Origin of the sequence: Streptomyces sp. MBT53 (genome assembly GCF_016654115.1) — a bacterium.
In the GTDB taxonomy this organism is placed as follows: domain Bacteria; phylum Actinomycetota; class Actinomycetes; order Streptomycetales; family Streptomycetaceae; genus Streptomyces.
The window spans coordinates 1-9,235 of sequence record NZ_JAEQAZ010000269.1 but is presented as its reverse complement, the minus strand read 5'-3'; the positions used below and the strand labels follow the sequence as shown (position 1 = coordinate 9,235).

General features: G+C 70.1%; 11 protein-coding genes and 1 pseudogene. 6 read left to right on the top strand and 6 right to left on the bottom strand.

Going from position 1 to position 9,235, the window contains the following annotated elements; genetic code table 11:
- Positions 1 to 77 precede the first annotated feature (77 nt).
- Positions 78 to 746: a Type 1 glutamine amidotransferase-like domain-containing protein gene (locus JHN45_RS47345; RefSeq protein ID WP_201055605.1), complete on the bottom strand. Its 669-nt coding sequence runs from the start codon at positions 744 to 746 to the stop codon at positions 78 to 80.
- A gap of 99 nt (positions 747 to 845) precedes the next feature.
- Between JHN45_RS47345 and JHN45_RS47340 the strand changes: the two genes are divergently transcribed.
- Positions 846 to 1,412, top strand: a complete 567-nt coding sequence (locus JHN45_RS47340) for a class I SAM-dependent methyltransferase (RefSeq protein ID WP_236584873.1) — start codon at positions 846 to 848, stop codon at positions 1,410 to 1,412.
- 16 nt (positions 1,413 to 1,428) lie between these two features.
- On the opposite strand, the gene JHN45_RS47335 is transcribed toward JHN45_RS47340, so the two are convergent.
- Positions 1,429 to 2,430, bottom strand: a complete 1,002-nt coding sequence (locus JHN45_RS47335) for an aldo/keto reductase (protein WP_201055602.1) — start codon at positions 2,428 to 2,430, stop codon at positions 1,429 to 1,431.
- Between the two features lie 129 nt (positions 2,431 to 2,559).
- Positions 2,560 to 3,486: a DUF3027 domain-containing protein gene (locus JHN45_RS47330; RefSeq protein WP_200716334.1), complete on the bottom strand. Its 927-nt coding sequence runs from the start codon at positions 3,484 to 3,486 to the stop codon at positions 2,560 to 2,562.
- Between the two features lie 487 nt (positions 3,487 to 3,973).
- Between JHN45_RS47330 and JHN45_RS47325 the strand changes: the two genes are divergently transcribed.
- From JHN45_RS47325 to JHN45_RS47310, 4 genes are all read left to right on the top strand, one after another.
- On the top strand, positions 3,974 to 5,398 hold the full coding sequence (locus tag JHN45_RS47325) for an MFS transporter (protein ID WP_201055601.1): 1,425 nt from the start codon (positions 3,974 to 3,976) through the stop codon (positions 5,396 to 5,398).
- Positions 5,399 to 5,470: 72 nt separating this feature from the next.
- Positions 5,471 to 5,935, top strand: a complete 465-nt coding sequence (locus JHN45_RS47320; protein ID WP_200716332.1) for a DUF2771 domain-containing protein — start codon at positions 5,471 to 5,473, stop codon at positions 5,933 to 5,935.
- Entirely contained in the window at positions 5,905 to 6,585 is a 681-nt protein-coding gene (locus JHN45_RS47315) for a futalosine hydrolase (RefSeq protein ID WP_201055604.1), read from the top strand. Before JHN45_RS47320 ends, JHN45_RS47315 begins: the two co-directional genes overlap by 31 nt.
- On the top strand, positions 6,582 to 7,433 hold the full coding sequence (locus JHN45_RS47310; protein ID WP_201055599.1) for a 1,4-dihydroxy-6-naphthoate synthase: 852 nt from the start codon (positions 6,582 to 6,584) through the stop codon (positions 7,431 to 7,433). Before JHN45_RS47315 ends, JHN45_RS47310 begins: the two co-directional genes overlap by 4 nt.
- Before the next feature lie 19 nt (positions 7,434 to 7,452).
- Here the strand turns inward: JHN45_RS47310 and JHN45_RS54580 are convergent, their stop codons facing one another.
- Complete coding sequence (locus tag JHN45_RS54580) at positions 7,453 to 7,836, bottom strand: cold-shock protein (protein WP_201055598.1); 384 nt, start codon at positions 7,834 to 7,836, stop codon at positions 7,453 to 7,455.
- Between the two features lie 138 nt (positions 7,837 to 7,974).
- Between JHN45_RS54580 and JHN45_RS47300 the strand changes: the two genes are divergently transcribed.
- Complete coding sequence (locus JHN45_RS47300) at positions 7,975 to 8,223, top strand: hypothetical protein (protein ID WP_026179132.1); 249 nt, start codon at positions 7,975 to 7,977, stop codon at positions 8,221 to 8,223.
- On the opposite strand, the gene JHN45_RS47295 is transcribed toward JHN45_RS47300, so the two are convergent.
- Together JHN45_RS47295 and JHN45_RS47290 are read right to left on the bottom strand one after the other, a co-directional pair.
- Positions 8,202 to 8,843, bottom strand: coding sequence for an HAD family hydrolase (locus tag JHN45_RS47295; RefSeq protein ID WP_374192824.1), 642 nt, complete (start codon positions 8,841 to 8,843; stop codon positions 8,202 to 8,204). The genes JHN45_RS47300 and JHN45_RS47295 overlap by 22 nt on opposite strands.
- Positions 8,844 to 8,886: 43 nt before the next feature.
- Positions 8,887 to 9,235: pseudogene (locus JHN45_RS47290) on the bottom strand (hypothetical protein); the annotation flags it as partial.

Below are 9,235 nucleotides of genomic sequence, written 5' to 3'. Positions count from 1 at the left end.
CGGGCTCGCCGTACCGCCACGCCCCACTCCCGTTTCGTCGGCGGCTGCGGGTGCGTGGCTCCGCACCAGTCGTCGAGTCACGGGTGGAATCGCCAGCGGCCTTCGGTGACTACGTCCACCTCGCCGGCTCGGACGCGGAGGGCCGTGTCGTCGTCGATGAAGTAGATCGGGAAGTCGGCACGTTCGGTGATGCGGTCGGCCCAGGCGTCGTCGCGCTCGGGGAAGTCCGGTGAGTAGAGGTGGGGTTTGAGGTACCAGTCGAAGAGGGCGAACGGTGGGTCCATGGTCTTCGCGCCGAGGAGGTGGAGATCTGCGGTGTCGCCGATGACTTCGGCGGAGTGCTCGGTGAGGTTCTGGCTGAAGATCATCGAACCGGCGCTGACTCCGACGTAGACCCTGCTCTGTAGTGCCTCCAGGAAGCCGGTGCCCAGGTTGTTGGCGGTGATGCTGCGGGCCAGGTGGTAGTGGTTGCCGCCCTCGACGTAGACGACGTCGGCGTGGAGCAGTCGGTCTAGTACCAGTTGGCGGGGCAGGCCGTTGAGTTCCAGGATGTCGAACTGCCGCCAGCCGAGGGCGTGCAGCCGGGTCATGTCCTCGACCAGCCAGGTGTGGTCGCCGGGTTCGGCTACGGAGGCTGTGGGGACGAATACGACGTTGGCCGCGCTGAACGGCTTGCCCAGCATGTCTCGGAGGGTGTTCCGGAGGGTCTCGTTGCGTAGGCCGCTGGACGTCAGGAGAAGGTTCATCTCGTTCATCCGGTGAGCCAAGCATGGGGGATCGGGGGCACGCTCTGGTGGGGCGTCGGTCCGACGAACCCGTGTCATGGTGAAAGGGGGGTCGTGATCATGGCCGAGCGTTCGGTTCCGCCTCGTGTGGTGGTCGCGGAGCGGGTTGCCGCCGAGGTGGGATTCATGCACAGCTGTATCCCTGAGGTGGGCAGGTTGCTCGTGTTGGCCGCTGCCGCGAAACCTTGCGGAGTCGTCGCGGAGAGCGGGACCGGCTCGGGCGTGGGTACCGCCTGGCTGTGCAGTGGGCTGGGTGCCGGTGCCCGGCTGGTCACGGTGGAGCGCGACCAGGAGCTGGCCCGCCGGGCGGCCGGTGTCTTCGCGGACGACGACCGCGTCAGCGTCCTCACGGGCGACTGGCGGCTGCTTGAGCAGCACGCCCCGTTCGATGCCTTCTTCTGCGACGGCGGGGGCAAGCGTGAGGATCCCGAGCGGGTCGTCGAGCTGCTTGCTCCTGGTGGCCTTCTCATCCTGGACGACTTCACGCCCTCGCCCCGTTGGCCGCCTCGTTTCGGCGGTGAAGTGGATGAACTGCGCCTGTTCTATCTCACTCATCCGGCCCTGGAGGCGACTGAAGTACTCACAACACCGGCCAGTTCGGCGGTTGTTGCGGTACGCCGCCACTAGGAGTTGTCCGGGTTCGTCAGGCGGGGTTGGATCGCGCGGTGGGTGCGGGGGCCCGTTCGTCCAGGAGGCCCTCGGCTCGTAGGTCGTCCCAGAGTTGTGCGGGGATGTCCAGGCCGAACGCCGTGTCATTGCGGCGGACTTCGTCCTCGGTGCGCATGCCTACGACGATGCCCGCGACGACAGGGTGGTGGAGGGGGAAGGCCATCGCCGCGGCCGGCAGTGTCACGTCGTGGGCCTCGCAGACATCCGCTATGCGGTGTGCGCGGTCGAGCGTCTGCGGTGTGGCGGGCCCGTAGTCGAAGGTCGCGCTCGCGGACGGGCGGGCCGTGGCGAGGAGGCCGGAGTTGAAGATCGAGGCCGCGAGCACCGAGATGCCCCGGTCCGCGCAGGCGGGGAGGAGGGTGTCGAGGGCGCTGTGATCGAGCAGGGTGTAGCGGCCGGAGAGCATGACCACGTCTACGTCCGACTCCTCGACCAGCCGGGTCAGTTTGCCCGGGTGGTACATCCCTGCGCCGATCGCCCCTACTACCCCTTGGGCACGCAGTTCGGTGAGGGCCGGAACGCCCTCGCGCAACGCGTCCTCGAAGTGCTCCTCCGCGTCGTGCAGGTAGAGCACGTCGATCCGGTCGACGCCGATGCGCGCCAGAGAGTCCTCTACGCTGCGCAGCACACCGTCCCGGGTGAAGTCCCATACCCGGCGGTGTGTGGCGGGGACCTGGAACGGCTCGTCCGTCCGGCCCTCGGGGTCCTGCGGGACCAGTAACCTGCCGACCTTCGTCGACAGGGTCCACTCGTCGCGCGGCTTGCTCCGCAGGAGATTGCCGATACGGCGTTCGGAATGGCCGATTCCGTAGTGGGGCGAGGTGTCGAAGTATCGGATCCCGCTGTCCCACGCCGCCTCAAGGGCCTTCGCCGCGGTTTCGTCGTCGAGCGGTTCGAAGAGCCCGCCGAGCGGACCGCCCCCGAAACCCAGCTCCGTGACCTGCACCTTGCTGCGGCCGAGCCGATTCTGCTTCATCCACCGATCCCCTCACATGGTTGACAGAGCGCGGACATCCTTTCGCGGTCCGCGCTGTAGTCCAAGGGGGCCGGGGGGTGTGGGAGAAAAGCGTGACGCTTCGGTGGGAGGTGTCACGCTTTTGGGCCGCTACGAATGGCCCAGTTCCGCCGAATCCTCGTCCACGCCCACCGGCACCGAACCCGAGTCCGCCGACGGGCGCAGCGGGAAGGGGTCGACCATCGTCTCGTCGATCACCGGGGCGGGGGGCTGGGGCGGTTTGGGCATGACGGCTGCTTCCGAGTGGCCGCCGCAGCCGTAGGACAAGGACACCACGTGGCCGTCGGCCGGGGAGAACTCGTTGGCGCAGACGCCGAAGGCCTGGCCGAGGGAGCCGCCGACGGCGACCAGGAAGCCGCAGCTGACACAGGCCGCGGGGGCAGCCTGGGCCATGGGGGTCTTGGGGCCGTAGCCGTCCTCCCAGCGGTCGGCGGCGACGTGCAGGCCGTAGCGGGAGAGGACTCGGGCCCGGCGGATGCCGAGTTCCTCCGCGACCGCGGCGATCGAGCCTCGGGTGGGGGCCATGGGGAGGGTCGCGGGGGCGCCCGCGGTCACCTCCGCGTCCTCCGACTCCACCAGTTCCGCCATCTCCTCCGAGACGGCCGAGTTCGGCGGGGGCTCGTCCTCGCCGGTGTAGCCGGGCTCCAGGCGCAGATCCTCCGCGTCCGTGGGGAGCAGGTCGCCGGGGCCCATGTCGCCGGGGCGGAGGCGTTCGCTCCACGGGACCCATTCGGGGGCCAGGAGGGAGTCGGGGCCGGGGAGCAGGACGACCTCGTCCAGCGTCACCAGCTTCGCGCGGGACGCCCTCGCCACCGTCACCGCCCAGCGCCAGCCGCGGTAGCCGAACTCCTTGCACTCGAAGAAGTGCGTGACCACACGGTCGCCCTCGGATTCGAAGCCCGCGTGTTCGCCGACCACGCCGGGCGCGGCGGCCTCCTCGGCTGCGGCACGGGCGAGGTCGACGGCCTCGGCGCACAGGCGGTCGGGGGTGCGGCTTCGCGTGGTCGCTGCGCTCACAGGTATCGCTTCTCTCCTACGCCGTCTCACGGGTGCGCCTGTTGCGGCGAAGGGAGCGGACGGAGCGGCTGAAAGACATGTACCAGGCCCTTGAGGGCACTGGTGGAGGGCCGCGTCGACGTCCGCGCCCGATCGCGCTCGGGCACGCCTACGCCATCCATTCTGCGGGATGGCCGAGAGGCGCGCGGCCGAGAACAATCGCCACGGCGCGCTACGCACGCTACCTTCTCCCGGGCCATGCGCCCACACCGACGGCCCCTCGGGCGGTGCGCGGCGATCAAACAGTGACCTGCGGACGCCTCTGTGGATGCCTGTGGGTACCTGCGTGTGATGCCTGTGGCTGCTTCGAAAATCCTGCGCGGCCGTCGGCCCAAGACCCGTGCACGCTCACGCAAAGACCTGTGCAACGGCACTGAATCCACTCCCACAGGCCGCCATACGTGCGGTAACGGCACTACTCGCGGCGTTCTCGGGGCACTATGACGGGGTGGCAGCCGCGAGGTCGCCCCAAGGTGCCACCGGTGTCGGTGGAGCCAAGGGGAACATCCGAGGTGGCGGTTCGGGCCGGGTCGGCGGTTCCGTCCGCGCGATGGGTCGTGCCCTGCACTTCCCCGTCACCGGTACGGCCCGGGGCATCCGCAAGGCGACCCACGCGCACGGCGCGGGCGAGTCGGGCCTCGGCCGGCTGATCGAGCTGCACGCGGTGAACGGCGCCGGCGATGTCATGATCACCGTCGCCCTCGCGTCGACCGTCTTCTTCTCCGTACCGACCGATGAGGCGCGGGGGCGGGTCGCCCTGTATCTCGCGATCACGATGGCGCCGTTCACCGTTCTCGCGCCGGTGATCGGGCCCCTTCTCGACAAGCTTCCGCACGGGCGCCGCGCCGCGATGGCCGCCGCGATGCTGGCCCGTGCCCTCCTCGCGCTGATCATCTCCGGCGCGGTCGCCAGCGGCAGCCTGGAGCTGTACCCGGCCGCCCTGGGCGCGCTGGTCGCCTCGAAGGCGTACGGCGTCGTCAGAAGCGCCGTGGTGCCCCGACTGTTGCCGCCCCGTATCTCGCTGGTGAAGGCGAATTCCAGAGTCACCCTCGCCGGGCTTCTCGCCACGGGTGTCGCCGCCCCGATCGCGGGCGGGCTGCACGCCGTCGGCGATCCCTGGCCGCTCTACGGCGCCTTCGTGATCTTCGTGGCGGGCACGGTCCTGTGCTTCTTCCTGGACCCGAAGGTCGACTCCGCCAAGGGTGAGGACACGGCGCTCCTCGCGGCCGACGAGAACCATCTGCACGGCCCGCATCCCAAGGAGGTCAAGCGGCCGGGGCTGCGCACGGTCGGTATCGCCGTCACCCACGCGCTCGGCGCCAACGCGGCGCTGCGCTGGCTGTCCGGCTTCCTGACCTTCTTCCTCGCGTTCCTGCTGCGCGAGCATCCGATGACCGGGCAGAGCGCGGCCGTGTCGCTGGGCATAGTCGCGGTGTCGGCGGGCGTCGGCAACGCGCTCGGTACGGCCGTGGGATCCGGGCTGCGGCAGCGGGCGCCGGAACTCATCATCGTGACCGTCGTCGCGCTGGTGCTGGGTGCCGCGATCACCGCCGCGATCTTCTTCGGCGCCGTCCTGGTGGCGTGTCTCGCCGCCATGGCCGGGTTCTGCCAGGCGCTGGCCAAGCTGTCCCTGGACGCGCTGATCCAGCGGGACGTGCCCGAGCTGGTGCGGACGTCGGCGTTCGCGCGCTCGGAGACGATGCTCCAGATGGCGTGGGTGCTGGGCGGCGCGATCGGCATCGTGATGCCGCTGAACGGCGCCCTCGGCTTCACGCTCGCCGCCGCGGTCATCGCCCTGGGCTGGCTGACCACCCTGCGCGGGCTGCTCTCCTCGGCCCGGCACGGGACCGGCGGGCGCCCGCGAGTGGCCTAACCCTCGGTCCCCGCCCGGCACGCCGTACCCCACGTGGGGGGAGGAGTGGACGGGCCCGATAGCCTTCGCCCCATGACCATGCAATCCGCTGTGCGACGCCGCCGCGCCGTCGCCGCCGCCGGCGCCGTTTCCGCCGGACTGCTCGTCCTGTCGGCGTGCGACAAGCCGACGCCGATCTCGACGATCACCGTCGGGAGGAACTCGGTCCACACGGAGGCCACCTGCTACAACGACGGCGACGCGGTGAAGACCGCGGACCTGGCGAAGTGCCTCAAGGCCTCCACGTCGATCTCGGTCGACCCGGACGAGACCGTGCGCTTCGGTGTCGACCCGAAGATCGCCGACAACGGCTGGACGATCCTGATGAACGGTCAGCCGCTGACCGACTCCAGCAAGAAGACCTACCGGACGATCCCGGGCAGCGTGTTCTTCAACACCCAGTACGGCGCGACCGGCAACTCGACCGTCGTCTCCATCAAGGAGGGCGACAAGACGGTCAAGGGCCTCTGGTCCTTCAAGTTCAAGAAGGACTCCTGACCACGTCGTCCCCACGCGTCCTCGTCGCCACCGCCGTCCCGGCCGAACGGGACGCGGTGGCACGGGCGTTGACCGGTGACCGGTTCACCGTCCTCGCCGTCGGGGTGGGCCCGGCCGCCGCTGCCGCCGGCACCGCGACCGCCCTCGCCGGCACCCGCTACGACCTCGTCGTCTCGGCCGGGATCGGCGGCGGTTTCCAGCCCGGGGCACCCGTCGGCTCCCTGGTGGTCGCCGACGAGATCACCGTCGCCGACCTGGGCGCGGAGACGGCCGACGGGTTTCTCCCGGTCACCGAACTCGGTTTCGGCACCGTCACCCACCGTCCGCCGGCCGCACTCGTACGAGCGCTGGCGACCGCGACCGGCGCGCGCACCGGAACCGTACTGACCGTGTCCACGGTGACCGGTACGGCGGCCCGGGCCGCGGAACTCCGTGCCCGCCACCCCGGGGCCCTCGCGGAGGCGATGGAGGGCTTCGGCGTGGCCGAGGCGGCCGTCGCGCACGGTGTGCCCGTCCTGGAACTGCGCGCGGTCTCCAACCCCGTCGGCCCGCGCGACCGCGCCGCCTGGCGCATCGGCGACGCGCTCGCGGCCCTGACCGAGGGATTCGGGAAGTGCGCGCCCGTACTGGAGAGTTGGAAACAGGCATGACCGCCACTGAGCCTTTGCAGATCGCCTATTCCCCCTGCCCGAACGACACCTTCGTCTTCGACGCCCTCGCGCACGGCCGGGTGCCGGGCGCGCCCGTGCTCGACGTGACCTTCGCGGACATCGACATCACCAACGGCATGGCCGAACGAGGTGAGTCGGACGTACTGAAGGTGTCGTACGCCGTGCTGCCGTACGTGCTCGACGAGTACGCGCTGCTGCCCTGCGGGGGTGCGCTGGGGCGGGGGTGCGGGCCGCTGGTCCTCACCCGGGACGCCGGTGTGGACCTGACGGGTCGTACGGTCGCCGTGCCGAGCGAGCGGTCGACCGCGTATCTGCTGTTCCGGCTCTGGGCGGCGGACACGATTCCGGGAGGGGTGGGCGAGATCGTCGTCATGCCGTTCCACGAGATCATGCCGGCCGTGCGGGACGGGAAGGTCGACGCGGGGCTCGTCATCCACGAGGCGCGCTTCACATACCAGAACTACGGGCTGCACAAGCTCGCGGACATGGGCGAGCACTGGGAGGCGACCACCGGGCTGCCGATCCCGCTGGGCGCGATCATCGCCAAACGGTCCCTGGGCGAGGCGCGGTTGAACCTGCTCGCCGACTCGATCCGGACGTCCGTGCGCGCCGCCTGGGACGATCCGGAGGCCTCCCGCCCGTACGTCATGGCCCACGCCCAGGAGATGGACCCGTCCGTCGCCGACCAGCACATCGGCCTGTACGTCAACGAGTTCACCGCCGACCTCGGCGAGGACGGATATGCCGCGATCCGGGGGCTGTTGACGCGTGCGGCGGCCGAGGGGCTGGTGCCGCCCCTCGGGCCGGGTGCGCTCGAATTCCCGTAGAACAGAGTTGTGGAGCGGGCTATACGTCCAACTGGTCGGCGACCGCGCGCAGCAGGCCCGCGATCTTGCCGCCGGAGGCCTTGTCGGGGTAGCGGCCCTTCTCCAGCATCGGGGTGATGTTTTCGAGGAGGGTCGTCAAATCCTGGACGATGGAGGCCAGTTCGTCCGGCTTCTTGCGCTGGGCCGCCGCGACCGAGGGGGTCGGGTCGAGCAGCGCGACCGAGAGTGCCTGATCGCCGCGCTGACCGGCGACGACCCCGAACTCCACGCGTTGTCCGGGCTTCAGGGCGTCAACTCCGGCCGGCAGTACCGAGGAATGGACGAAGACGTCGCCGCCGTCGTCGCGGGAGAGAAAGCCGAAGCCCTTCTCACTGTTGAACCACTTGACCTTGCCGGTGGGCACGTCTGTCCTCGTCCTCGTACTCGTCGGAAAACTGCTCGGAAAACGCTGGGGAACTGCCGGTACCAAGGCTAATGGTCTTCAGGCCGGTGACAAGACGTCGCCGGACTGTTCCTGTGCGCAGGGAACTACCCTGGTCGAGTGCGTGACAAAACCCAAACGAATTCCGCCGTGGCCGGTGACCGACTGATCCGTGCCGGTGCCATCGTCTTCTTCGTCGGTGCGGTGGCCACACTCGTCACCGTGGTACCGCTGCTGCTCCATACGACGCCTTTTCCGACGTACATGTACCTCTTGAGCATGCTCATGGGCGTCGGATTTCTGCTCGCCGCGGCCGGTGTGCTCCAGTCCGTGGCCGCCGGGCGCCGTCAGGCGCGCGTCACGAGGTAGTCCGAAAGCCATCGGGGGAACTCGGTGAGATCGCCGAGCACGACATCCGCACCGGCCGTCCGCAACTCCTCCGCATCGCACGGCCCGGTCGCGACCGCGACCGACAGGGCGTCGGCGCCGCGGGCACCGCGGACGTCCCCGACGTGGTCGCCGACGTAGACGCTCGCGCCCTCCTCGCGCAGCGCCTCCGCCTTCCGTTCGGCCCACAGGTCGCCGATCACCGCGTCGGCGTCGATGCCGAGGTGCGCGAGGTGCAGTTTCGCGTTGGGTTCGTACTTCGCGGTGACGACGACCGCCCGCCCGCCGGCCGCCCGTACGGCCGCTATCGCCTCACGGGCGCCGGGCATCGCGGGGGTCGCGGCGATGGCGATCGACGGGTACATCTCGCGGTACAGGTCGGACACGGCGGGCACCTGGTCCGCCGGGAACCAGTTGATCAGCTCGTCGGCGAGCGGTGGCCCGAGCCGGGTGATCGTCAGATCGGCGTCGATGTACGTCCCCGTCCGCTCGGCCAGCGCCAGGTAGCAGGCGTGGATGCCGGGCCGGGAGTCGATGAGGGTCATGTCGAGGTCGAAACCGACGGTCGGGGCGGGCGAGGAGTAAGACGTCATATGGGCCATTGTGCCCAGTCGCCACGACGATCCCACCGGGCCCTCGATCGCCCTACCGCTGCCGCTGCGAGCGCCACACCAGGAACAGGGCAGACGCGACGGCCGCGCCCCGCACCACCCACGGCCAGGTCTGGGAGATCGCGTCGTTCATGTGGCCGTGCGCGATGGGGGTGCCCCAGCGGCCGTCGTTGCGGCCCCACAGCCAGACGATCCCGGCCGCGACGGCCGCCGTCGGCAGACCGATCACCGCCGCCTTCGTCTCGGCGTCGGTCAGCCGCTTGGAGGCGTAGGCGATGAGCCAACCCAGCAGCAGCGCGAACCAGTTGCCGAGTACGGCGCCCACGACGAGCAGCGTGGCGGCGATCAGGAGGAGGGGGTTGGACCAGCCTCCGGTGGGGAGG

Excerpts from the sequence above, each read along its gene's own strand:
- JHN45_RS47345 (WP_201055605.1), bottom strand. The coding sequence starts at position 746 with ATGAACCTTCTCCTGACGTCCAGCGGCCTACGCAACGAGACCCTCCGG.
- JHN45_RS47340 (WP_236584873.1), top strand. The coding sequence starts at position 846 with ATGGCCGAGCGTTCGGTTCCGCCTCGTGTGGTGGTCGCGGAGCGGGTT.
- JHN45_RS47335 (WP_201055602.1), bottom strand. The coding sequence starts at position 2,430 with ATGAAGCAGAATCGGCTCGGCCGCAGCAAGGTGCAGGTCACGGAGCTG.
- JHN45_RS47320 (WP_200716332.1), top strand. The coding sequence starts at position 5,471 with ATGACCATGCAATCCGCTGTGCGACGCCGCCGCGCCGTCGCCGCCGCC.
- JHN45_RS47310 (WP_201055599.1), top strand. The coding sequence starts at position 6,582 with ATGACCGCCACTGAGCCTTTGCAGATCGCCTATTCCCCCTGCCCGAAC.
- JHN45_RS47295 (WP_374192824.1), bottom strand. The coding sequence starts at position 8,843 with ATGGCCCATATGACGTCTTACTCCTCGCCCGCCCCGACCGTCGGTTTC.